We start from the raw sequence: 22,773 nt of genomic DNA, 5'->3' as shown, positions 1-22,773 counted from the left end.
TCACCCCTCCAATAAGGCTTCCACTAATCCCTGAATCGTATATTCGTTAGCCTCTTTATAGACCGTCAGACCAAGCTTTCGAGCAGTTCCACTGGTAATAGGCCCGATGGAAAAGAGAGAGACACCTTTTAGTAAAGAGATTTCTCCTTCCAAAAGTTCTACAAAATTGCGCACTGTCGAAGAGCTTGTAAATGTGACCATATGAATCTCTTTTTCACGAAGCATACGTTGCAATTCTTCTCGATTTGCTCCTCCGAGTACTGTCTTATATACTGGCACATCCCAGACTTCCAAGCCCATAGCCTTAAGCGATTCGGGCAAAATATCTCGCGCCTCTTCCGCCCGAGCCAGCAGCACCTTTTGACCGGCTGAAACACGGCCGGTAAGACCTTCAACAATCTTTTCGGCGCGGTACTCTTCCGGAACGTAGGCCGCACGAAGTCCTCTTTTCTCAATAGCCGCTTGCGTAGCCGGACCTATAGCAACTATCTCTAAGCCTATCAAATCACGAACATCTCGTTCTTGATTCTTAAGCTCTTCAAAAAACGCCTCTACCCCATTAACGCTGGTAAAAATAAGCCATTGGAACTGTCCAAGATCATTCAGCGCTTTGATTATATGCGAATTGTCAGTGGGAGGGGCAATGTCAATCGTCGGAAATTCCCAGGCCTCTCCGCCCAAAGCTTCGATTTCCTGTGATAACACACTGGCCTGATGACGCGCCCGAGTAACCACAATCCTTTTCCCAAATAAGGGCTTCTTTTCGAACCATTGGAGTTTTTCTCGCAGAGAGACGACTTCGCCGACGATAATAATAGAGGGATTCGTAAATTCCTGCATTTTAACCTCTTCGGCAATAGTATCCAGTTGCCCTACGAGGGTTCGTTGTTCTGGTCGGGTACCCCATTGAATGATTCCGACTGGAGTCGTTGGCTTCTTCCCATTCTCCATTAGTTTTTGAGCAATTAAGGGGAGATTTTCCATGCCCATGAGGAACACAAGGGTTCCATGGGATAGGGCAAGGTGGTCCCAATGAATGCTTGTTTCATTTTTCGTAGGATCTTCGTGTCCTGTGATAACCGCGAAGGAAGACGTCAGATCTCTATGGGTTACGGGTATACCTGCATATGCTGGAACTGCAATAGCGGACGTAATGCCAGGTACTACTTCAAACTGAATCCCTGCGTTGAGTAAAGCTTCGGCTTCCTCGCCCCCCCGACCAAAGACAAAAGGATCCCCTCCTTTTAGGCGGGTTACTATTTTTCCTTCTAGTCCTTTATCCACAAGAACTTGGTTAATTTCATCTTGTTTAAGTGTATGGCGATCCGGAGATTTCCCCACATAGATGAGTTCACAATCAGGGCGGGCTAATGTTAAAAGGCGCCGCGAAGCTAACCGATCATAGACTAAAACATCTGCTTTGGCAATACATTCTGACCCTTTAATGGTTATCAACTTAGGGTCTCCTGGACCAGCACCCACCAAATATACATATCCCTTACTCAAACCAAACACTCCTATTCAATCATCTTACCTTCGTCTCCTGGCCCGGAACTTCGCGCTTACAAAAGCGAACCTCTTTGATAAAGTGGCCCGCCCTCCTGCAAGAAGGCTAATCCGTGCGAAGACAGTGTCTTCGGGCTCCGGTGACACTTGGCCATCCATGGCCTGCGGATGACGGCACAAGACGTGCCTAGTGCAGGGTGCGCCATGGATGGCATAGCACACTGCCGCCGCTTTGGCCGAAACACATGTGTTTCGCGCCGCCCTCTCGCATCAGACCGCTTTAGCCCTAGTTTGGCCCACGACATCACGAGGTGAACGTTGTAACGCAAGTTCCCTATGTTCCCTATCGAATTTCCGCTAATATCGAGTTAGCCCCTAGTTCTATCAGACGATTGGCGACTTCGATGCCCACTGATTCGGGATCGGTCCCTTTGGCTTCCGACTTAATCAAGCGAGTTCCATCCAGGCTTGCCACCATTCCCCGAAGAATAATTTCTCCCTCAACCACTTGTCCTAAAGCCCCAATGGGAACTTGGCAACCGCCTTCAAGCTTACGCATTAATGCACGCTCTGCCTTTACCGCTTTTTCAGTGGCAATATGGTTTAGACCAGACAGCAATTCCGCGATATCTGAACGCTTCTCGTCGATTTCCACAGCTATGGACCCTTGCCCGACTGCTGAAAGCATCATATCTTCGGGTAAGATTTGAGTGATTCGCTCTTCCCATCCTAACCGTTTCACCCCCGCTGCAGCAAGGACAATACCAGCCATGTCAGACTCTTGCAATTTCCTCCATCGGGTTTGCAGATTACCTCTCAGATCCATAAAATTAAGATCCGGACGATAATGCTTAAGCTGTGATTTACGACGCAAACTACTTGTGCCGATAATAGCGCCCTCGGGTAAGTCCTCAATTGGGACCCCGTTTCGGCTTAGAAAAACGTCCCTAGGTTCTTCCCGTTCACAAAAAGCACTGATGATTAATCCTGGGGGTAATAATGTCGGCATATCCTTAAGACTGTGAACTGCCATATCAAGTTCATCGTTCAGCAGACCCTGTTCCAACTCTTTAGTAAACAATCCCTTGTCCCCAATTTTAGAAAGGGGAACATCCAATATTTTATCCCCTTTGGTTTTCATAGAGACAAGCTCAAAGTTAAGATGAGGATAAAGCTCGGTTAATTGACTTTGTACCCACTCGGCTTGCCACATTGCTAATTGACTATCCCGAGTTCCAATGCGGATGTTCTTCATTCAGCCCTCCTATGATACCCTTGCTTATGACTCTTTTTCAACATCAGATTTGGGCGTTCGCCCTCTTCTTTAACATTTAAATCAAATAAATTCTGTAATATTTCTGTATAGAGATGACCTTGGCTTGTATTGGCATACTCTTTAAGGTTAATAATTGGCAGATGCAAGAGATGATTGACGATGGAATTAGCCATAGAACGTATTACCTTTTCCTGTTTTGGAGTTAACCCTGTCAAATGCCCCAGAGCGCGCTCCACTTGCATATCTCTGATCTGTTCACCTTTTTCCTGTAAGGCTAAAATCGTCGGTACAACAAACAATGAATTGTGCCAGTTCAGAAATAATTCCATCTCTTCGTCGATAATCTTTTCTGCCTTGATTGCTGCGATTTCACGTTCTTGATGATGATGATCGATAACTCCCCGCAAATCATCAATATCAAATAAAGTAATATGAGGAATTTCCCCTACTTCAGGGTGTATATCTCGAGGCACCGCAATATCAATGAGCAACATAGGGCGATTCTTACGGTTTTTCATAATTTCCTGCATACGCTCAGGAAGCAACACAAAATGTTTCGAGGCAGTTGCGGATATCACTATATCCACTTCTTCAAGATACTGATCTACATCATCAAGCCGTACTGCCCGACCGCTGCACTCCTTTGCTAATACAACGGCTTTTTCATAAGACCGATTCGACACTAAAACAGTGGTGGCTCCTGCTGAAACCAAATGTTTGGCAGTCAGAGTACTCATTTCCCCCGCTCCCATAATAAGAATCCCTTTACCTTCAAGTTCTCCAAATTGTTGTTTGGCAAGCTCAACGGCTGTATAACTTATGGAAACTGGATGTTGATCAATCAATGTATCTGTGCGTACGCGCTTGCCTACTGCTAAAGCAGTTTGAAAAAACACATTGATCACTTTATTAGTGGCTTCTGCATCATTTGCTTGTTGATATGCCTGACTGACCTGTCCAAGGATTTGTGTTTCACCTCGGACCATCGAATCCAACCCAGATACTACCCGAAACAAGTGGCGGACAGCATCATACAAGGTATGCGCGTACAAATATTGCTCCAGGATATTTTCTTCAATTCCATGGTGACTGGCAAAAAAGTCCTTAATGGAGCGAATCCCTGTTTCTACATCCGTAGTAGCAGCATAAACCTCAGTACGATTACAAGTGCTGAGTATTACAACCCCTTGAATTGCTTGACAGTTTTTTAATTCTTTGAGGGCCTTCTGCATTTGAGAAGGGTGAAAGCTCATTTTTTCCCTTATTTCAACAGGAGCGCTCCTGTGATTTAATCCGATTGCGACAGGAAACATTTTTCTAACACCCCTTTCGCTTCGGTCAATCGTTGAGCTTTAATAAGCGTTCTAACTTCTCCGTCTGTAGCACGATTCCAAAAAATACTTCGCTTTTCCGGAGGCAAGTCAGACTTAGCTCTCTTTCTCCAACTTTTAAGCAATGTTAGATATTCAGCCATTTCATGACCGTATAAATCTTCTAACTCTGCTCGCACTTGTCGAGCTACAATGGGGCTGCTTCCTCCAGTTGATACTGCAATCTTCAGATCTCCTTGTTCCATAATGGAAGGTACTATAAAACTGCATTTCTCTGGATCATCAACAACATTCACAAGGCGATAACTGGCTTTAGCATCCTGTGAGACTTGCGCGTTGACTTCCTCGATTTCTGTACATGAAAAAACAAGCCTGGCATCTTGAATATCGTCAGATGAATATTCTTTTTCGACCCAAAAACATGATTTTCCATCAATCAGCTCCCGTAGCTCAGGAACAAGACGGGGAGAGATAACTCGCACCAAAGATCCATGGTGCAAAAGGGTTTGAACTTTCCTTAATGCTACATTTCCTCCACCGACGACCAAAACCGGCAGAGCGTTTAAGTCTATGAATATGGGATAATACTGCGACATAAACAATAGTCACCTTCTCCACTTTTCTCCTAGATTTAAATTCGTTCTATTTGGACATATTTCCTGCTAAAACTCATAGATTCTCGAATTATCAATTGTACAATTGTCTTATACAAGTATATTAGGTTGACTAATCGCGTAAGAATGCAACCCTGGCAAAAAGTAATTTACACCAAAGAACGTGAACAACACCGCAGCAAACCCAAATACCGTCATCCAGGCCGCCCTTTTCCCTTTCCATCCATACATCAACCTGGCATGTAAGTACGCCGCATAGATAATCCAGGTGATCAGCGACCACGTCTCTTTAGGGTCCCATGACCAATATGTACCCCAAGCATAATTTGCCCAAATTGCACCTGTAATAATGCAAAGAGTCAGTAATGGAAACGCAAATCCAATGACCTTGTATGACAGCTCATCGATTATGTCTAAGGCAGGGAAACGCGAAATTATTCCATGTGGATTTGATTTTTTCCCTTTGCCTTCTTCACCTATTTTTAGCAAATACATGATTCCTAATCCGAAGGATATGGCAAAAGCACCGTAGGAAAACATGGCTGTCACTACGTGAAAGGTTAGCCACTTACTTTTAAGTGCTGGTGGAATTGCCTGGGCAATTCTCTCCTCCGGTCCCATGCTCATGATAATAAACATCAAGATTAAAAAAGCGATGGGCATGACAAAAGCGCCGAGGGACCTCAGCTTATAGCGATACTCTATAAACAGATAAACAAATATAATACCCCAGACAAACGACAACAAAAACTCGTAGGAATTCGAAAGCGGCGGACGTCCTGCAATAATCATACGCAAGATGATAGCCGCAGTGTTAGCGACTAAGCCAACAATTGTAAGATATGTTGCAAATCGGCCCATTAATTCTTTTTTTGTGCCTATCCAAGCCCAATAAAACAACATACAAAGGGTATAGGCCATTAACATAACATAAAATGATGAAGTTTCAAGGTTTTGCAATCCCTGATCCACAGTGCTTATCCTCCCTTTTTCTGTACTAATCTTTAGACAGTCAGGCTTTATGTTGAGTTATTTTGCTTGAATGTCATGAATCAAACGATCAAACTCTTGCTGAACCCCACCTGTAACTTTGCCAGCCATCGTCCCCATTGTCAGTTCTCCATTGGTTCCCTGTCCAGATTCAAAAACTCCTAATACAACCATGGGACGCCAATAGAACGATAACAACAGTCCTAAAAGCAATAAGGCACATCCGAGCCAAACGACCATTACACCAGGGTCTTGTTTTACTTGTAATCCGGTAAATCCTGCGCTCCCCTCGAGAGTTAACTTATATTCACCCTGAACGTCAATAGTTTGTCCTGTGTTGAGTTGCCCCGTTTGTACAGGTTGGACGCCTTTACCTTTATAGACTTGATACTGAATAATCGGCTTTTGTGGATCGCTTTTTATTGCTGCGACAATAAGATAGAGTTCAGTTCCCGGAGCCTGAAAATAATTCCCTCCGCGATCTTGCAAAACTACAGGGATCTTTTGTCCCTTCAAGTCAACTGACAGACGAGCTCCATTGGCAAAACTGGATTGATAAAATGTTACCCCTTTATATGTAAGTGGATGATTCACGGAGATTGTTTTACGGAGTACTTCCTTTCCGTTTTCGATAATCCCCATATCTGTATACCAATTATCTCGTTCCCCATTTGCCAAGAAACGATCCTCGGCTGAGTAGATATGGACACTAAAATCTTGTTTAACCGTTCCTCTTGATACATTAATCGAGTTTATAGGTATAGTTGTACCAGCACTGGTCATCATAAAACCCTTAAAACCCATCGTTGTTCCTAAGATCGCTCCGATGACTAAGACAACAAATGAAATATGGGAAATAAGTGACCCCCAATTTCCTAGGCGTCGTTTAATCGCTATAAAACTCCAGCCTTTATCTCCTGTATTGGTTGTAACTTTGAACCCACTTCGTTGCAGCACTTCTTGAACAGAACTCTTCAGAGGTTCACTTTCTCCAGCTAATCTCGCTTTAACCTTATTGGGCACGGTAGAAACACTTTCAGGCGGCTTAAGCGCAAAGGTTCGATTATAAATCCCCTGAAAACGTTGGATACTGCAAACTATCAAATTGATACAAAGTAAACCCATTAATAAGCGAAACCAAATAGTACTATAAATTTGTGTAAAACCAAGAGTTTGCCAAATCTGGCCTACTTCTTTGGCCTTCTCTGGGTCTAAGTTCACTTGAGGAAAAACGGTTCCCACTCCTGAGACAAGAGCTACTAAGCCTAATAATATCAGCCCTAATTTCATTGAGCTGAACACGCGCCATATATACTCTACAATGCCCTCGCGTTGTTCTTTCACTAAATCGCCCCTTCTCTAGCTATCTCATTTCATTATTATGGAAAATCAAGCAAATGCTTCATACGTTTTTTATTATACCCCAAAATATGATGGATATGAAGTTTGGGCAAAGGGTAGGAGGTAGCAGTTATCAGTTATCACACCTCGCCATCGTTCCTCTTAATAACACCCTCTAAGAGCAAAGAATGTTTATAATTGATATTAGCTATAAAGGAAAATTCCAGCTTACTACTCATTGTGGACTGAAGAATACCAGAGAACATCTCAATGATTATTTCGGGTGGAATGTCTTTTCTGAACTCATTTTTGACTTGTCCTTCTATAATGATAGCGGATAGAATCTCCTTAAACCATTCCCCATGGGGTGCCTTCTTATCACCTTTATCGGGATTATGGTAAAATTTCATATATAAACTTATCAGTAACTGGTTTTCCTCATGAGTTTTTCCTACGGCTTGCAGCATTTGGGATAATTTTAGGGTTGCATTTAAAGTCGATGTCTTTATATCTTCACAAGTTTGTTTAGCATTCTCTATTCTTTCAGCAAGGCAGTATTTAAGAATAGCTTCCTTAGATTCGAAGTAATTATAAAAAGTACCCGTTCCAAGAGCCGCTTTCTCCATTATTTCCGCGATTGTAGTTTCATTCAGCCCTTTGCTAAAAAATAATTTTAAAGCAATTTCTGCTATCGTCTTTTTCGTCTGAATTTTCTTTCTCTCACGTCTGCCCATTTCCTGCATCATTTTTATCCCCCCAGAGATTCAACCCGTTTTTGAATGTTCGTGTTCACCTTATATGTTAAAAGTGAATCAATTCACTTTATTATATTTGCAGATACATACGTTGTCAACCGAAAATGAATGCATTCATTTTTAATCAATTCCGACTTCTTCAAGTGGGTGTTCCTTTTTTTACTTCGGTGACGATACTCTCCAGTACGATAGTCTCCGGTGGAGAGTATCGGCGAAGTCGTGGTCCCAATAGGAAATCCTACCGGCGTAGGATAGAGAATCGCCGAGCCGCCTTCCTATATAGAAATACTTGGCGGCGAAGGAGGTAGACTCCCGATCTCAATGTTCAGCTTTAGCTGAACGAGTTCACTGACGACGTCCGTATTAATAGGGCTTTTTGCTTATCTTATCTTTGAAACTTCTTGTAAATTAATCAAGCCCCGCAGACGAACTGCAGGGCTTGATCAATTTGCTTATAAGCTTGTGGTTTCTTCTAAAACTTGCGGGTCCGAATGAATTCAGCCAGCTCTTCCAAGGCTTTACGTGTAGGAATCTTAGGCAGTTCCTGCAGATGTTTTTTAGCCTTCTCAATATATAAATCCACAAGCTGCATTGACTGATCAATCGCCCCGGTGGATCTAATAAGGTCTATAGTTTCCCCTACTTCATCATCCGTCTTATCCATTTTCTTGAGTAAAGACTTTAATTGGGAAGACTCCGGGGAAGAATTTAGGGCAAGGATCATGGGTAAGGTCATTATCCCTTGACGCAAATCCCCCCCAATTGGTTTCCCGAATTCTGAGGCCTTAGCTGTAATATCTAAAACATCATCGACAATCTGAAAGGCCATTCCAAGAGAGTGACCGTAAGCCCCTAAGGCCCATACTTGTCGTTTAGGGGCTCCCGAAACCAAAGCTCCTAATTTGCAACAGGCAGAAATCAATAAGGCTGTTTTACGTTTAATACGGTAATAGTACTGTTTTAGAGTTTGCTCTACGTCAAAGGAACATTTAATCTGCTGAATCTCTCCTTGGCACATTTCAACACTGATTTCTGCTAAAATGCGTGCCACCTCTGGATGATCAATCTTCGAGATGAGCATCAGTGATTTTGCCAATAGATAATCACCCGTTTCCACCGAAACGATATTGCCCCATTTCGCTTTAACCGTCGCCCGCCCTCTTCTGGTCATTGACGCATCTACGACATCATCATGGACAAGGGAAGACATATGAATAAGTTCTAAAGCCATCGCAACTGGCATTATTTTTTCCAACGGATAGCCATAAAATTTACCGGCTAAGAGCGTAAATGCAGGGCGTAATCGCTTACCGCCGGCAGCCAATAAATGGACAGCAGAATCTTGGAGAATCGGATAACCCGTCTCCACGAATTTAGTCAGTTCTTTTTCAACCCGTTGTAAATCTGAATTTATCTGATTGAAGAGCCAGAGTTGTTTCAAAACCGATTCACCTGCTCGCACCCTTTTCTTCATAAGATACCATATCTAATGGCAGTTCCGCCAGTGGGTCCTTCGGGATTTCATCCTCGTAGGTCAGAAGTTCTTCATCTGATTTAGGATTTTCCGCCCCGCTTTGGGGTGCGTCTGTATCCTTTTCGGAAGCACGTGGCGCAGTAGTTTGTTCGAATGCTTTATTAATAATATTGCTAGGTGTATTTATTGTACTTTGGAATTCTTTAGTTAATTCATTCGTTGCTTTGCGAATTTCTAAAACAAGTTTACCAATCGACCGAGCGATAACCGGTAGGTCTTCAGGTCCAAACAGGATTAGTACAACAACCAAAATCAAGAGGATCTCACTTAAACCCATGTTTTGCCCCCCTTACTTTAATGCTAGCTCTTTTTCTCTGCTGCGAGCGACAAGATAGCCTAGCCAGATGCTCATTTCATAGAGGAGATACATTGGCCCAGCCATAAGGAGTTGGGTCAGTAAATCTGGAGTTGGCGAAACAACTACCGCCAAAATGACAATCGTGAGGATCGCCCAACGTCTTTTGGCAGCTAACATCTGAGGTGTTAATACGCCTATTCTAATTAAAACTAACAAGACAATGGGAAGTTGAAACACTAACCCAAAGGTTAAGAACATTGTCATAAGAAAACCAATGTAGGAGGTCTTCGTCAGCAATGGGGTATACGAAGTTACGGCATCACCACCTACAAAAAGCAAGAACTTAAGCCCAATTGGCAATACCACAAAAAAACATAACCCAACTCCGCTGAGAAAGAGGAGTACTGAGCTTGGAAAAATAAGATATAAGTATTTCCGTTCATTTTGCTTTAAAGCTGGCAGGACGAAACTCCAAATTTGCCAGAATACCAAAGGGAGAGCCAGGACTACCCCAATGAGCATAGAAACTTTAACTTTGACTAACATTGGCTCCAAGGGCGTTGTCGTTATGAACGTAATTTCTTGTAGTTGGATTATCGGATCTGCAAGATAGGCAAAGGCACGATCACTGAAAAACCAGCCGATAACAGTACCTAATAATATTGCATAGGCAGAAATAATCAGGACTTTACGTAAGGCTTTCAGATGTTCCAATAAAGGCAAATTCGCCTCACTAAGCTGTCGCTTGCGCCTGCGCATTCTCCTACACTTCCTTCCTGTACACCTTTAGGGATTCGTAGTGCGTATTACGTTGCACAGCTTGGAAACCGGCATCTTCAATACAACGAATAATCTCCTGTAACGGGACACGCGTCTGCACACCAGCAGCTCGAACCACATTTTCCTCTAACATAGTGCTGCCAAAATCGTTAGCCCCGAAACTCAAGGCAACTTGAGCCATCTTAGAACCTTGAGTCACCCAAGACGCTTGGATATTAGGTACATTATCCAGCATCAAACGTGCTACTGCCAGTGTCCTAAGATATTCAACCCCTGTGCTGCTCTCTCCACCCAATAAAGTGTTTGAAGGAGCAAAACTCCAAGGGATAAACGCAGTAAACCCACCCGTTTGGTCCTGGGCTTCCCGAACACGTACCATATGTAAAATTCGTTCTTCAAAGGTTTCGACGTGTCCAAACATCATGGTCGCAGTGGTTTTCATCCCAAGCTTGTGTGCCGTGGTCATGACGTCCATCCATTTTTGCCAACCAATCTTATTAGGGCTAATCAGATGTCGTACACGATCATCCAAGATTTCCGCTCCTCCCCCCGGAATGGAATCTAACCCTGCATTTCGAAGGCGAATGATAACTTCCTCAATCGGCAATTCAGATTTATTCGCAAGGTCCCATATTTCAGGAGGGCTAAATGAGTGAATGTGAATGGGGTAATGGGCTTTAATATCACGCAACAGGTTTTCAAAGTACTCTAAATTCAACTCAGGATGCAGTCCTCCTTGAATTAAGAGCTGAGTTCCCCCGACTGCAATAGTTTGTTCAATTTTAGCATGTAATTCGTCCTGTGACAAAATATATCCTTCAGGATCTCCCTGTTTACAATAGAAAGCACAAAATTTACATTGACAGGAACAAATATTTGTATAGTTAATGTTTCGGTCAATAACAAATGTCACCACTTTTTGGGGATGCATCTGACCTCGGACGAGATTTGCTCCTTGTCCCAAAGAAAGGAGATCGGCATTTTGCAACAGTTCAATTCCATCTGCTATGGACAACCGTTCACCAGCCAAACGTTTTTCAATAATTTTTAAGGGTTCCGTTTGCATGCACTTCTCCTCCTTCCCAGCTTAGCCGGTCTTGCAGACCCGATAGAGAGTATCCCGCTCCACGGCATCTCGCCCTGCCTTTTGAATGAGTTGGATCAAGGCACGCTTACTCATACTGTGATCTGACCCTTCCCCGGCCATAGAAGTACTTCGGTCTTCAATAACGGTACCGTCTAAATCATCTACTCCAAAAGCCAATGAAACTTGTGCCAATTTGGGACCTAACATCATCCAAAAAGCTTTAATATGATCAAAATTATCTAGCAGAATCCGCGAAATCGTTAGCATCTTCAGATCTTCATACCCTGTTGTATTTCCGACACCCATAGTTCCTTCCAATTTCGCAGTTTTCGAGAAAAAAGGAATTGGGCTAAAGCTTAAAAATTCTTTGGTCTGGTCTTGAAGTGTTCGAAGTTCTAATAAACCCTTAATCAATTCCTCTTGGTTTTTTTTACCGTAGACCATCATTGCGTTAGAGCGGTTTTCATTTTCTTCAAACGAAGCACAGATATCCCTATAATCAATCGGACGATTGACAATGAAATAGGTTTGGTTGCCATTTTTACGTTCGCGTATGAGATTAGCCATATATCCAAGTGTCAAAATCTCTTGACTGTTGATCAGGCGTAAGCCTTCATCAAAGTTCAATCGCTGACCCTCTTCAACCTTGACGATCAGGTCCCAAAGTTCGCTTTGCGCGTACAGCGAGGGCATAAGCCTACCCCTCCTTTATTTCAGCTCAATAAGATTATATCCAAAACCGAGAAAACAAAAAGCAGGATGCTTAAGTAACCGTTAAGGTCGAAAAAAGCAACTCCAATCTTTGAGAAATCGTCTGCCGAGACAAGACGATGTTGACGAAAAAGCAATACGATTGCGATCGCGACCCCCGCATAGTAGAGCCAACTCAATGACATTACCACTCCGACAGCGATAAAAAGCAACGGTGCGATGGTATGCAGAAATGCTGAAATCTCTAACCCTCTCTGTAATCCAAAAACGGCGGGAATAGAGTGCAGTCCTTCCTTGCGGTCAAACTCGACATCTTGACAGGCATAAACCACATCAAAACCTGCCACCCAGGTCATGACTCCCAACCCTAAGAGAACAGGCGCCAGAGCCCAATGACCGGTTATCCCGATCCAAGCTCCTGCCGGAGCTAAGCCCAGTGAAATTCCTAATACTAAATGGCAGGCCCAAGTAAACCGTTTAGTATAAGAATATAAAACCAGAAAAAACACAGCGATCGGCATCAAGTACAGTGCCAGTAAATTAAGTTGATACGCAGAAATGCCCAGAAGCAGAAATGAGAATACAACATATAGGTAAACCTCATCTACTCTAAGCTGGCCCGCGGGCAGTGCTCTCTGGGCCGTCCGAGGATTACGCGCATCAATATGCCGATCAACCAACCGATTCAAAGACATTGCGGCTGTTCTAGCCCCTACCATAGCCAGCGTTATCCACAAAAGCTTCATAGCAGAAGGAATACCTTCCGCTGCCAAAAAGGCCCCTAAGTAAGCAAAGGGTAGCGCAAAAATTGTATGTTCAAATTTAATCATTTCGAAGAAAACTTTTAGTTTATGCATACTCCACCCCGTTCGTTACGATCCTATCTCAAGAGGTTTATAATCTCCACTCAATTGCATGGCCAAATACTGATGAACTTCACGGAGAGGACAGAGTTCAAGTTGTGATTCCGCCGAAATATCCTCTAAGATATCATTCGCCCGCTGTAGAATTGACTGAACAACTGTAACCTCCATGCTTTCCTTCCAAGCTCCCCATGCTAATCCTATTTCCCAACCGAAAGCCTCCAGTTTTTCTTGCAAAGGAAGTGAGACCCCCGCGAGTTCAGCACTGAGTCGAGCAGCCGTCCCAGTTAAGGAGGCACTCTCTAATTCAATAATTTGAAGCAACTCATTCACGCTTAACTTCTTATCTCGAGAAAGCCATCGCGAAATACCCCCTTGGCTCATTGTTCCCATCACTTGAGCTAGGGGTTCTAAGAAGAGCAATAGCTTCTCTCGACAAAGTTCCAGAAAAAACTTTCCATATAACAAGTCTCCGACGAGCACTGGAAATTGTCTCAGCTCTTCAGCAAGATCATCATCATCCTTCATGAGCCTATGAACCTTATTAGCCATAAATATAAACTGAATAATACCAGCCAACGCTTCTGATTTACGGTTATTATCTGCACACGACCCACTTACAGCTAATACTATAGCGGGATTAACCGTTTGATCCAGCTCATTCATTTCTAGGTGTACTAATTCCTCAAAACCAGCTGGCTTAAAATTAATTTCCTCGCGCAAATGCGCCTGAACTGTGTTCAGTTCCCCACGGAAGCTGAAATCTACCGGAACCATCTTATCGCTCCTTGCCTTCCCACTCAGACATTAACCTATTATGTATTCGATATATTTATTCAATCTCCTGCCCTATATATGCAATATACTCTGATAATATGACATTATTATCGAAAGAATATGTACCTTTTCCTAAAATATAAATAGACCCTGCAACTTTATATTCGTAAGTTACAAGGTCTATCTAGTACCCGTAATAAAGAATAACCTGTCTTCTTCATCCGTACTCAACTTAGTCCGGAGTAAAATAAATATCCCTCCTAAATATTTACCGCTTCCTTTGGATCCTCAACAATACCACGCTTCATTTCTGTTGCTGTCATATGCCCTGCTTCGAAATGGTCGGTTAGATAGTTACAGGCATCCCAGGGATTGACACTGTCCCCGCACGTGAAGACGTCTACCGCCGCGTATCCGAGTTCTGGCCACGTATGGATGGCTAAGTGTGATTCAGAAATAACTACCACACCACTCACCCCTTGAGGACTAAACTTGTGAAATACAACCTCACGAACCTCGGCACCAGCTTCCAAAGCTGCGTTGACCATTAGTGCTTCGACCTTCTCACGATCATTTAAAATGTCGAAGCTACACCCATAAATCTCAGCCAACACATGACGTCCAAGAGAATTTGCCAATTGTGATCTTTGCCCCCTTTTCTACTAAAAAACAGGAAAGATCTGGGCCCGATCTTCATTTTCCTCAGATCATCCCCAAATTTCCATCACGTTAAATTTTAGCATAAAGTACGGTCTTGTCAATAAAATTTTATTTTATATCAAATCATTCTACTCAGCCTCACTTCAATATGTGTCGTTAAAATTCTTTACAATTAAAACCAGACTTAAACACACATATTATTTTGACAAAAACGTTAACTAAATCCGTTTGATGAAGCTAACTAAACTTTAGGATAACCAGCTTAACCAAATTAAATCCTATTTATCCTATCATCTCTATTGACTTGCAAGCACCAGTTATTCTAAACTTAAAATGACGAGGTATAAAGAGAGGTGAAATTATTTGAGCCTAACCTTAACGGCTGCTGAAGCAGCTAAAATTCTAAAGGTTTCTAAGTATACTCTTTACGAACTTGTAAAACGGGGAGAGATACCAGCGCACCACATTGGTCGCCAGCTTCGAATTGACCCTGCCGTTTTAGACCAATACCTGAGAGGAACCTATGGCGCCGCCAATACTCCGCCTGCGGCTGTATCTGCGCCCCCTCCTGTGTCGCCAACGATTCGCTTCATAGGAAGCCACGATCCTGTCGTTGAACTTCTGTTTGAGTTTCTTAAACATGCTCCCTTCCCTGTAGAATCCTCACTTTCCTTTAAAGGAAGCATGGATGGACTCATTGCTCTTTATCGGCAAGAGGCTGATATCTCCGGAATACACCTCTGGGACGATGTCTCACAAGACTATAATATTTCCTTCGTTAAACATGTTATCCCCGGCGAATCTGTATGTATTGTTAATCTGGTTCAACGCGAGCAAGGTTTTATTGTCGCCCCAGGCAATCCCTTAAATCTTCAAACTTGGGATGATATCACTATTGAAGGTCTGAACTTTATTAATCGTCAGAAAGGATCCGGAACCCGCCTCCGTCTCGACGCTTACCTGCGAGCGGCAAAGATTTCTCCGGGTCGAATCCTAGGCTATGAAAATGAAGAAACCACTCATTCGGGCGTTGCATGTCACGTTGCCAATGGACAAGCTGATGTCGGAGTCGGTGTAAAAGCAGCCGCCCAACGCCTGGGCCTCGATTTCATCCCATTATTCCAAGAACGTTATGATCTGGTTTGCTTGGGAAAAACCACCAAAACCCCAGTCTGGCAACAACTGATTAATATTCTAAAATCACCAGGATTTATTCAAGCTGTTCATCAACAAAATGGGTATGATACTTCTTTGACAGGGAAAATCCTTTTGAATCCGTGAACTCCACTAATGTGTTCTCTTTGCAATTTCCCCTTGTTTCTGGTCGTTAGGTATTTTCAAGTGGGTTTGCAAGTTGTGGAAATTGTTTGGGGCGGTTCCTAACTTGCATTCCTTGCATGCCTACTTAGGAATGGGCGCAACCATGTGAAAAATAACTTAAATTAGAGGAGGAAACTATTTAATGAGAAAGAACTTACTTACCCGTTTAAACTTTTTCGCTTTATTTATGATTGTCATCATGGTGACCCTCGTCGGATGCGGAACAACTGCAACACCAAGTCAAACAACACCCCCACCTCAAGCCGAAACTCCCAAACCAGAACGACCTGATATTATCTTAGCAACTACTACCAGTACACAAGACAGCGGTTTACTTGATGTGCTTGTTCCCGATTTTGAGAAAAAAACCGGCTACAAAGTTAAAACTATTGCTGTTGGCACAGGTGCTGCTTTAGCCATGGGGGAAAAAGGAGATGCTGACGTTTTGTTAGTCCATGCTCCCGCCTCAGAAAAAAAATTAGTGGATAATAAATCGGCTATTAACTATCAACTTGTAATGCATAACGATTTTATCATCGTTGGACCGGCAGCGGACCCTGCTAAAGTAAAAGAAACTAAAACTATCGCAGATGCCTTTAAGCGGATTGTTGATAGTTCCTCAATCTTTGTTACCCGTGGGGATGATTCCGGAACCGATAAAATGGAAAAAGGATTATGGACAAAGCTTAATATCAAACCAGCGACAGATAAGTACCAGTCGACTGGTCAAGGCATGGGACAAACTCTCACAATCACCTCGGAAAAAGCAGGGTATACTCTAACCGATCGTGCAACCTATTTGGCTACCAAGAAAAATTTACAACTTGATATTGTCCTAGAGGGCGACGCTTCTCTCTTAAATATTTATCATGTCATGCAAGTTAACCCTGAAAAATTCCCTAAAGTCAATGCTGATGGTGCTAAAGCCTTTGTCGACTTTATGATTGATGCTGAAACCCAAGCAACCATTGGCTCCTTTGGTAAAGATAAATATGGTCAAGCCCTCTTCTTCGCAGATGCAGTTAAATAAATAGGATCTAAGCTAGATACTGTCCTATAGTTTACTTGAATATCCGTATTAGTGTAAGCATGAAGTTTGGGGCTCGAAGCCGTAGTTCGCGATCTTAGTCTAGGTTCGAACCTCGCACATCGAGCTTCGAACTTCGTTTTAATCCTTGCATCGAAAGGGAAATGCAACGTATGGAAATGATCTGGCAAGGAATTTTAGCCGCCCTGCACCTCCTCCTAACCGGGGATCCTGAGGTGATTGACATCACGCTCCTCACCCTAAAAATATCGGGCACCGGAACTTTTATCAGCCTGCTTATCGGCATTCCATTTGGCACCCTTCTAGCGCTGAAACCCTTTCCGGGCCGTCGACTTGTCTTAAGTGTCGTGAATACGGGGATGGGCTTGCCTCCGGTAGTCGTTGGACTTTGGGTCTCAATCTTCCTTTGGCGCTCAGGCCCCTTTGGCTTTTTGAACATTATGTATACCCCAACGGCCATAATTATCGCTCAGGCAATCATCGCCTCTCCCATTGTCGCTGCCTTAACCTGTGCCGCTCTTCAACAAACCAACCCCAAACTCAGGCTGCAAATTCAAGCACTAGGTGCCACTCGCCTGCAGTATATATGGCTCCTTCTAAAAGAAGTCCGTTATTCTCTGCTTGCAGCCATTATCGCCGGGTTTGGGGCTGTTGTATCAGAGATTGGAGCTTCTATGGCAGTAGGGGGAAACATTGAAGGACAGACCCGTGTTTTAACAACTGCAACAGTCTTGGAAGTCTCTAAAGGCAACTTCGACATTGCTATTGCCTTAAGTATTATCTTATGCTTGCTAGCTTACGGAGCTACCTTAGGTTTAACCTTACTTCAACAAAAACAGCAAGGAGGGCCTTAGTTTGCTTGAAGCGAAGGAGATAAGCTGGATACAGGACCATAAAACTATTTTACACCCTCTTCATTTTCATCTATTGCCCGGAGAATGTGTTGGGCTAATCGGTCCCAATGGTTCTGGCAAAAGCAGCTTGTTGAAAATTCTCGCCTTTTTAGAATCTCCAACTTCTGGACAACTCTATTTCCAAGGGCAAGCAGTTCCAAAGTCGGTTCCGCTTACGATTAGGCGTAAAATTGCGATTGTCTTTCAGGAATCTCTCTTATTAAACACTGGCGTTTTTAACAATGTTGCCATGGGACTCAAAATTCGTGGCCTCCCCAAAGAAAGGATTCGAGAAAAGGTGGACTATTGGTTGGAACAGTTTGGAGTGATCCATCTTTCTAAACAATCTGCACGCTCCCTTTCAGGCGGAGAGGCCCAACGTGTTAGTCTGGCACGAGCTTTTGCTATAGAGCCTGATGTTTTATTTCTGGACGAACCATTTTCAGCCCTGGATGCACCCACCAAAGAAGGACTGCGTATCGATCTGGCTAAGGTTTTCAAATCTACTCAAACTTCGACCGTCTTAGTTAGTCATGATTTCAAGGACATCGCACATTTAACAAGCAGAGCCTTGATTCTCCTTAATGGACAAGTCCTGGCAGAAGGTCCTCCCTCTGAACTTCTAAAGAATAGCCATAAAGCTGAACTTCAAAAGAGTAGCCATATAGAAGAGGTTGACCGTTTCCTCGCGTATTTCTCGCTTTAAGCGAACTGCTTCCAGCAAACTGTATCATGTACATTAAACATTATTCAATTATAAAGAAAGGATAGGCTGCAACAAATTTTCTCCAGCTTGTTACAGCCTATCCTTTATACAAAAATTAAATTAAATCTATCCGAAAATATCGTTAAATCTTACAAATTCGTTTTTTTCGTTTAGCAGTTTATTCTCCAATTCCCCTTTGAACTTTAATCAACTCACTGAGAATGCTGACAGCTATTTCTTCCGGAGTTTCCGCACCAATTTTCAGACCTATAGGAGAATACAGCTTTTGCAAGGCTTCTTTGGCTACTCCCTCCTCTTCCAAGTCAACGAGTAATGATTTAACCCGTTTTCGACTGCCAATCATCCCGATATATGCGGCAGGGTGATTAATTACTTTCTTCAGACACACCTTGTCATAACGATGCCCTCTGGTAATAATCACGACAAATGTTTGAGGATTTATATCAATAGTCTCTAAGGCTCTTTCAAAGTCGGCGCATAAAACTTTATTAGCCGTGCTAAATCGGTTGACATTGGCAAAGGATGGACGGTCATCGACGACAGTTACTTCATACCCTACTATTTTAGCCATTGTTGCAAGCGGGACAGCAATATGTCCTGCGCCTAAAATCAACAATTGTACAACCGTTGTCGGTGGCTCAACCAGTAAGCGGTAAGCTGCTTTTGGGGATGAGCTTTCACACGGATTGAACTCAAAATCTAAACAGATTAAGAATGGCTGACATTTTCTGCTACCTATTTTGCCTTTCTCAAACCCAATATTATTTAGTTCCTTTTTACCTAGATCGCCCGTAACGTCTCCATTAGTCTTAATGACAAGCTTATTTCCCAGCCATGACTCTTCCGCCGCTTCGATCACAGTTACAAGTACCGGATGATTATGACTCTCTACAGCTGCAAGATAATCCTTATTAAGATCCGCATTTTCAACGGGGGTATGCGTCCCTATATACTCCATGAATAATTCCATAATACCCCCGCAGACCATCCCCTCCTCCTGGGCTATATCTGCGGTCATATTCAAACTATATGTTTTAGAGTCGTATTTTGTTAGAACATTGAGAGCCTCCCGTTTCGCCTCGGCCTCTCCACATCCGCCACCGATGGTACCAACTGTCGTACCATCCGCAAAAACTAGCATTTTCGCCCCGGGCTTGCGAGGTGTCGACCCCAGTACACTGGTTACGGTAATAAGGACAGCTTCTAAGTTTTGTTCAAATACTTTTTTTAGTCCAAGATACACTTGTTTATCCATAAGTTCTCTCCCTCTGGAACCGTCTTCACTTCAAAGGCATCTTTATTATATCAGTTTAGCACAGTTGATGGGAATAGTATAAGAACCTTTTACCAATTCCAGAGCTTAGGACCGGCTCATTACTTGACCTCCTGCTGAGAATGCGATACCATTTAGTAAGAACAGGTCATTTGTGTCACGGTCACGCCTTACTCTTTGGCCTTTTCAGCTGACTGAAATATGTATCATACAAACTTACCTTTATGATGTATTGGAGGCTGCCACATGGAAAAAATTAAAGTGCGTGATTCTGTTGGTGCCATTCTTATTCATGACATGACGCAAATTATCCCAGGTGTTATTAAAGGCCCTCGATTTCGCAAGGGACATGTCATAAGTGAAGAGGATATCCCTGTTCTCTTAAGTATGGGCAAAGAACATATTTACGTCTGGGATCAAAAGCCCGGCCTTATACATGAGAATGAAGCCGCGGAGCGACTCGCCCACGCAGTATCCGGTTCCGGATTAATCCTTGACGAGCCCAAAGAAGGGAAAATCACCCTAATGGCTGCCCACGATGGGCTTCTATACTCTTCAGTGGACGGAATTTTAGCTTTGAATACCTTAGATGGGGTCATTCTCTCCACACTTCACAATCATTACCCTGTGAAAAAAGGTGCCAAAGTCGCGGGAACCCGTGTTGTTCCTCTAATGATTGATGAGAAGGTAATTCTCGAAGCAGAGGAAATCGTCCAAACATTTACAACTCCTATTTTGGAAGTTAAGCCACTAAAGCCTGCAAAGGTCGGCATTACGATAACCGGCAGCGAAGTTTTTCACGGGCGAATTCAGGATAAATTCGGTCCAGTACTGCGCTCAAAAGTCGAAAATTGGGGTTCAACCGTCTTAGAGCAAACCTATGCAAGTGATGATGTATCCCTGATACAAGGTAGCATTCGTGATCAACTCGCTAAGGGAGCAGAAATGATCCTAGTTAGCGGCGGTATGTCTGTCGATCCCGATGATGTCACCCCGACAGCCATTAAAGAGATGGGAGCGGAACTGATCACTTATGGTGCGCCTGTTTTACCTGGTGCTATGTTTCTGCTTGCCTATATGGGAGATGTCCCCATTATGGGATTACCTGGATGCGTCATGTATTCTAAGACAACGGCCTTTGATTTAGTCGCTCCAAGATTGCTCACGGGAGAGAGATTGACACGCCACGACATTGTCAAACTTGGAAGTGGCGGTCTTTGTCTCGACTGCCCGGTCTGCACCTATCCCCATTGTTCCTTTGGAAAATAATCAGTTAGCATGTCGACAAGCTGAACGTCTTAAGAGCATATAAATATTGGTAAAGAAAACTAAGGCTACCGCTAAGCTGCAGGCGCGGAGGTAGCCTTAGTTGCATTTATGCGCTGGCCAAGGATAGCCGAATCTCCCTGTAGCCAAGACTCGAACAGGGATGTTCGAGGTTAGTATACCGCCATAGATGACAAGGTGTCGTGATGGCGAGAAGGGACTTTCCAGAAAGTATATACGGAAAGATTATACTTTCTGACTAGTACAAAAAAGCTCGTTGAGGAATTCCCCAACGAGCTTTTTGTATATTTCATTTGATTAGACACTCCCAATTACAGAGCGTTTTTATAGATTTGAATTACTTGTTCAAGTGTCGCAGTACGAGGATTGGTGAATTGACAAGCGTCTAATTTGGCATTGCCAGCCATTAGTTTAAAGTCTTCTTCTTTGACATTCAGTTCTTTCAACCCGGAAGGAATTCCAACATCAGCAGACAATGTAGCGATTGCAGTTAAGCATTTTTCTGCTGCATCCCTGACAGAAAGTCCATCAATATTTTCTCCCATTGCCTCAGCAATCTCTGCAAAACGATCGAGATTTCCGATCATATTAAAGCGTGAGACGTGGGGGAGAAGAATTGCATTACATACACCATGAGGTAAATTATAGAATCCACCTAATTGATGGGCCATTGCATGAACATAACCTAAACTAGCATTATTGAATGCCATTCCAGCTAATAATTGGGCATAAGCCATTTTGTCCCGAGCCTCAAAATCATCACCATTTGCTACAGCACGACGCAGATATCTAGGGATTAGTTTAAATGCCATTAAGGCGGCCGAATCGGTCAGTGGTGTGGCGGCTGTAGATACATATGCCTCAACCGCATGAGTGAGCGCATCCATTCCGGTAGCAGCTGTCAAACTAGGAGGTTGTTTCATCATTAATAAGGGATCATTAATCGAGACATTAGGAGTTACGTGCCAATCAACGATAGCCATTTTAATATGTCGTGCAGCATCCGTGATAATACAGAATCTCGTCATTTCAGCTGCCGTACCAGCAGTGGTATTAATCGCAATCATTGGAGCCATAGGCAACGGAGATTTATCTACGCCTTCATAGTCATTAATCTTTCCGCCATTACCTGCAACAAGGCCAATCCCCTTGGCGCAGTCATGGGAAGATCCCCCGCCAACTGAAACGATCAGGTCACATCCTTCTTTGGTATAGATGTCAAACCCATCATGTACGTTTTTATCGGTCGGATTTGGTTCAGCACCGCCATAAATTACAACTTTGACGCCTTCTTTTTCAATTATGTCAGCAATTTCCTGAGCCATACCCATTTTTTCGAGATAGGCATCGGTCACTAGCAGAACTTTTTTTCCACCCAGTAATTTTGCTTGCTTTCCTGTTTCTTGTGCTGCTCCAGCACCCATAAGGTTAACTGTAGGCATGAAATACCCATAAACTTGATGAACAATTGACATATACATTTGCCTCCTTTTTCTTGGCGTTTGTTACGCTTGTCTTTAAAGTATTGCAAGACCCATGCCAATAATCTGAATATTTGATTTCGTCGGGACCTAACCATTGATTCTCAAGACATTATTAAAAATAATCCTAATTTTATCTTAAATTAAAACTATTTACTGTTCTAATTTAACTCACTTTGCTCGGAACACAGTTAAGTTTTGGAACACTTTTTGATATTCAG

Annotated in this window: 22 protein-coding genes; 5 read left to right on the top strand and 17 right to left on the bottom strand. The window is 43.1% G+C overall.

Features of this window, described 5'->3' with window-relative positions; all coding sequences use genetic code 11:
* From cobA to speD, 15 genes are all read right to left on the bottom strand, one after another.
* Positions 1 to 1,506 (bottom strand): uroporphyrinogen-III C-methyltransferase, encoded by a 1,506-nt coding sequence (cobA, locus tag M8E35_RS10975; protein ID WP_252468994.1) that lies wholly within the window; start codon positions 1,504 to 1,506, stop codon positions 1 to 3.
* A gap of 343 nt (positions 1,507 to 1,849) precedes the next feature.
* Complete coding sequence (gene hemC / locus M8E35_RS10970; protein ID WP_252468992.1) at positions 1,850 to 2,761, bottom strand: hydroxymethylbilane synthase; 912 nt, start codon at positions 2,759 to 2,761, stop codon at positions 1,850 to 1,852.
* Complete coding sequence (gene hemA, locus M8E35_RS10965) at positions 2,758 to 4,095, bottom strand: glutamyl-tRNA reductase (protein WP_252468990.1); 1,338 nt, start codon at positions 4,093 to 4,095, stop codon at positions 2,758 to 2,760. The genes hemC and hemA overlap by 4 nt, the downstream gene beginning before the upstream one ends.
* Positions 4,071 to 4,709, bottom strand: a complete 639-nt coding sequence (locus M8E35_RS10960; RefSeq protein ID WP_252468988.1) for a precorrin-2 dehydrogenase/sirohydrochlorin ferrochelatase family protein — start codon at positions 4,707 to 4,709, stop codon at positions 4,071 to 4,073. The genes hemA and M8E35_RS10960 overlap by 25 nt, the downstream gene beginning before the upstream one ends.
* Positions 4,710 to 4,817: 108 nt before the next feature.
* A complete protein-coding gene (gene ccsB / locus M8E35_RS10955) occupies positions 4,818 to 5,699 on the bottom strand; it encodes a c-type cytochrome biogenesis protein CcsB (protein WP_252468986.1) in 882 nt (293 codons plus the stop codon).
* 57 nt (positions 5,700 to 5,756) lie between these two features.
* Positions 5,757 to 7,061, bottom strand: a complete 1,305-nt coding sequence (locus M8E35_RS10950; protein WP_252468984.1) for a cytochrome c biogenesis ResB family protein — start codon at positions 7,059 to 7,061, stop codon at positions 5,757 to 5,759.
* 137 nt (positions 7,062 to 7,198) lie between these two features.
* On the bottom strand, positions 7,199 to 7,804 hold the full coding sequence (locus tag M8E35_RS10945) for a TetR/AcrR family transcriptional regulator (protein WP_252468981.1): 606 nt from the start codon (positions 7,802 to 7,804) through the stop codon (positions 7,199 to 7,201).
* Between the two features lie 481 nt (positions 7,805 to 8,285).
* On the bottom strand, positions 8,286 to 9,254 hold the full coding sequence (locus M8E35_RS10940; RefSeq protein ID WP_252468979.1) for a polyprenyl synthetase family protein: 969 nt from the start codon (positions 9,252 to 9,254) through the stop codon (positions 8,286 to 8,288).
* A 7-nt stretch (positions 9,255 to 9,261) separates the two neighbouring features.
* Positions 9,262 to 9,624 (bottom strand): Sec-independent protein translocase subunit TatA/TatB, encoded by a 363-nt coding sequence (locus M8E35_RS10935; protein ID WP_252468977.1) that lies wholly within the window; start codon positions 9,622 to 9,624, stop codon positions 9,262 to 9,264.
* 12 nt (positions 9,625 to 9,636) lie between these two features.
* A complete protein-coding gene (tatC, locus tag M8E35_RS10930; RefSeq protein WP_252468975.1) occupies positions 9,637 to 10,404 on the bottom strand; it encodes a twin-arginine translocase subunit TatC in 768 nt (255 codons plus the stop codon).
* A gap of 4 nt (positions 10,405 to 10,408) precedes the next feature.
* Positions 10,409 to 11,491 (bottom strand): cyclic dehypoxanthinyl futalosine synthase, encoded by a 1,083-nt coding sequence (gene mqnC, locus M8E35_RS10925; protein ID WP_252468974.1) that lies wholly within the window; start codon positions 11,489 to 11,491, stop codon positions 10,409 to 10,411.
* A gap of 21 nt (positions 11,492 to 11,512) precedes the next feature.
* Positions 11,513 to 12,205: an FO synthase gene (locus M8E35_RS10920; protein WP_252468972.1), complete on the bottom strand. Its 693-nt coding sequence runs from the start codon at positions 12,203 to 12,205 to the stop codon at positions 11,513 to 11,515.
* A gap of 20 nt (positions 12,206 to 12,225) precedes the next feature.
* Positions 12,226 to 13,080, bottom strand: coding sequence for a UbiA-like polyprenyltransferase (locus M8E35_RS10915; protein ID WP_073029623.1), 855 nt, complete (start codon positions 13,078 to 13,080; stop codon positions 12,226 to 12,228).
* 15 nt (positions 13,081 to 13,095) lie between these two features.
* A complete protein-coding gene (locus tag M8E35_RS10910; protein ID WP_252468970.1) occupies positions 13,096 to 13,863 on the bottom strand; it encodes a polyprenyl synthetase family protein in 768 nt (255 codons plus the stop codon).
* A 260-nt stretch (positions 13,864 to 14,123) separates the two neighbouring features.
* Positions 14,124 to 14,501 (bottom strand): adenosylmethionine decarboxylase, encoded by a 378-nt coding sequence (speD, locus tag M8E35_RS10905; RefSeq protein WP_073029624.1) that lies wholly within the window; start codon positions 14,499 to 14,501, stop codon positions 14,124 to 14,126.
* Between the two features lie 385 nt (positions 14,502 to 14,886).
* Between speD and M8E35_RS10900 the strand changes: the two genes are divergently transcribed.
* The 4 genes from M8E35_RS10900 (at position 14,887) to M8E35_RS10885 (ending at position 18,490) form a co-directional block, all read left to right on the top strand.
* Positions 14,887 to 15,804 (top strand): helix-turn-helix transcriptional regulator, encoded by a 918-nt coding sequence (locus tag M8E35_RS10900; protein ID WP_252468968.1) that lies wholly within the window; start codon positions 14,887 to 14,889, stop codon positions 15,802 to 15,804.
* Positions 15,805 to 15,985: 181 nt separating this feature from the next.
* The gene (locus tag M8E35_RS10895; RefSeq protein ID WP_252468966.1) at positions 15,986 to 16,873 is read left to right on the top strand and encodes an ABC transporter substrate-binding protein; all 888 of its coding nucleotides are present in this window, start codon (positions 15,986 to 15,988) and stop codon (positions 16,871 to 16,873) included.
* A 170-nt stretch (positions 16,874 to 17,043) separates the two neighbouring features.
* Positions 17,044 to 17,745: an ABC transporter permease gene (locus M8E35_RS10890; protein ID WP_252468964.1), complete on the top strand. Its 702-nt coding sequence runs from the start codon at positions 17,044 to 17,046 to the stop codon at positions 17,743 to 17,745.
* Between the two features lies 1 nt (position 17,746).
* A complete protein-coding gene (locus M8E35_RS10885; RefSeq protein WP_252468962.1) occupies positions 17,747 to 18,490 on the top strand; it encodes an energy-coupling factor ABC transporter ATP-binding protein in 744 nt (247 codons plus the stop codon).
* A gap of 178 nt (positions 18,491 to 18,668) precedes the next feature.
* On the opposite strand, the gene M8E35_RS10880 is transcribed toward M8E35_RS10885, so the two are convergent.
* Positions 18,669 to 19,766, bottom strand: a complete 1,098-nt coding sequence (locus tag M8E35_RS10880) for an XdhC family protein (protein WP_252468960.1) — start codon at positions 19,764 to 19,766, stop codon at positions 18,669 to 18,671.
* Positions 19,767 to 20,030: 264 nt separating this feature from the next.
* On the opposite strand from M8E35_RS10880, the gene M8E35_RS10875 reads away from it, so the two are divergent.
* On the top strand, positions 20,031 to 21,053 hold the full coding sequence (locus M8E35_RS10875) for a molybdopterin-binding protein (RefSeq protein ID WP_252468959.1): 1,023 nt from the start codon (positions 20,031 to 20,033) through the stop codon (positions 21,051 to 21,053).
* Between the two features lie 329 nt (positions 21,054 to 21,382).
* Here the strand turns inward: M8E35_RS10875 and M8E35_RS10870 are convergent, their stop codons facing one another.
* Positions 21,383 to 22,546: an iron-containing alcohol dehydrogenase gene (locus tag M8E35_RS10870; protein ID WP_289710784.1), complete on the bottom strand. Its 1,164-nt coding sequence runs from the start codon at positions 22,544 to 22,546 to the stop codon at positions 21,383 to 21,385.
* Positions 22,547 to 22,773: the final 227 nt, after the last annotated feature.

The organism is Desulfosporosinus nitroreducens (genome assembly GCF_023897015.1).
In the GTDB taxonomy this organism is placed as follows: domain Bacteria; phylum Bacillota; class Desulfitobacteriia; order Desulfitobacteriales; family Desulfitobacteriaceae; genus Desulfosporosinus; species Desulfosporosinus nitroreducens.
Note: the sequence above shows the minus strand (reverse complement) of the source record. Positions and strands in the feature narration are given on the sequence as shown.

What these genes read in the sequence shown, in the direction of transcription:
- hemA (WP_252468990.1), bottom strand. Translation starts at nt 4,095, where the DNA reads ATGTTTCCTGTCGCAATCGGATTAAATCACAGGAGCGCTCCTGTTGAA.
- hemC (WP_252468992.1), bottom strand. Translation starts at nt 2,761, where the DNA reads ATGAAGAACATCCGCATTGGAACTCGGGATAGTCAATTAGCAATGTGG.
- M8E35_RS10935 (WP_252468977.1), bottom strand. Translation starts at nt 9,624, where the DNA reads ATGGGTTTAAGTGAGATCCTCTTGATTTTGGTTGTTGTACTAATCCTG.
- mqnC (WP_252468974.1), bottom strand. Translation starts at nt 11,491, where the DNA reads ATGCAAACGGAACCCTTAAAAATTATTGAAAAACGTTTGGCTGGTGAA.
- M8E35_RS10915 (WP_073029623.1), bottom strand. Translation starts at nt 13,080, where the DNA reads ATGCATAAACTAAAAGTTTTCTTCGAAATGATTAAATTTGAACATACA.
- M8E35_RS10880 (WP_252468960.1), bottom strand. Translation starts at nt 19,766, where the DNA reads ATGGATAAACAAGTGTATCTTGGACTAAAAAAAGTATTTGAACAAAAC.
- M8E35_RS10875 (WP_252468959.1), top strand. Translation starts at nt 20,031, where the DNA reads ATGGAAAAAATTAAAGTGCGTGATTCTGTTGGTGCCATTCTTATTCAT.
- M8E35_RS10960 (WP_252468988.1), bottom strand. Translation starts at nt 4,709, where the DNA reads ATGTCGCAGTATTATCCCATATTCATAGACTTAAACGCTCTGCCGGTT.
- M8E35_RS10895 (WP_252468966.1), top strand. Translation starts at nt 15,986, where the DNA reads ATGAGAAAGAACTTACTTACCCGTTTAAACTTTTTCGCTTTATTTATG.
- M8E35_RS10945 (WP_252468981.1), bottom strand. Translation starts at nt 7,804, where the DNA reads ATGATGCAGGAAATGGGCAGACGTGAGAGAAAGAAAATTCAGACGAAA.
- M8E35_RS10920 (WP_252468972.1), bottom strand. Translation starts at nt 12,205, where the DNA reads ATGCCCTCGCTGTACGCGCAAAGCGAACTTTGGGACCTGATCGTCAAG.
- M8E35_RS10890 (WP_252468964.1), top strand. Translation starts at nt 17,044, where the DNA reads ATGGAAATGATCTGGCAAGGAATTTTAGCCGCCCTGCACCTCCTCCTA.
- M8E35_RS10870 (WP_289710784.1), bottom strand. Translation starts at nt 22,546, where the DNA reads ATGTCAATTGTTCATCAAGTTTATGGGTATTTCATGCCTACAGTTAAC.
- M8E35_RS10910 (WP_252468970.1), bottom strand. Translation starts at nt 13,863, where the DNA reads ATGGTTCCGGTAGATTTCAGCTTCCGTGGGGAACTGAACACAGTTCAG.
- tatC (WP_252468975.1), bottom strand. Translation starts at nt 10,404, where the DNA reads ATGCGCAGGCGCAAGCGACAGCTTAGTGAGGCGAATTTGCCTTTATTG.